The sequence below is a fragment of the Bacillus sp. P4_D3 genome, from assembly GCF_056401855.1.
This window is the reverse complement of sequence record NZ_JBFUIN010001173.1, coordinates 1-728: the sequence shown is the minus strand read 5'-3', so window position 1 is coordinate 728 and position 728 is coordinate 1. Positions and strand designations below refer to the sequence as shown.

Here is a 728-nt window from a genome sequence, read left to right as displayed (position 1 = left end):
GTTTAATTTAGTTTATAACGAGCTGTATAAAATATTTAAGCGAAAGCGAACGATTATTCCTTTTGCAGCTATTGCGGTATTAATTATTGGGTTAGGATGGGTTACGGTAAAGTATTTAGAGCCAGAAACAAAAGGGTGGAAAGCGGATTATACAGAACGCACTGTAGAAATTGAGAAAAAGCTCGGCATGAAAAAAGAGGATATTTTAACAGGAAAGTCAGGAGACGAGCTTGTAAAGGAATACCAGCTTAAAATGAAGCATTTAGATACGAATACAGCGCCAGCAAGTAGTTCTCCACTTTCTTTCATGAGAGATACTGGTTTTATTGTTTTTCCTATTTTACTTCCGTTTATTCTCGTATATGCGAGTACAATTTTTGCGAATGAATATAGCTGGGGAACATATAAATTTTTAACGATTCGTCCGGCGAGCCGATTTAAAATTTTAACATCTAAGTTTTTGGCAATCGTTATATTTTCGGCATTATTATTTATATTTAATATGATTTTTTCCGTATTATGTGGGCTAATTATTTATAAATTCCAACAACCAGCTTGGACTGAATTTGTCGTTCAAAACGGAAATATAATAAAACAAAATATTTTCGTAGAAGGAAGTAAATATTATATTTTATCGTGGCTACCAACTCTGGTGTATGCTGCATTTGCATTTATGATTTCTGTTTTAACGAGATCGAGCGGAGGTGCAATCGGGATTTCTCTATTTC

Annotated in this window: 1 protein-coding gene; it reads left to right on the top strand. The window is 33.8% G+C overall.

What is annotated here, in order from left to right; genetic code table 11:
- Window positions 1-728: ABC transporter permease (locus AC1DTM_RS30050; RefSeq protein ID WP_477001656.1), on the top strand; the 728-nt coding region annotated here is incomplete at both ends.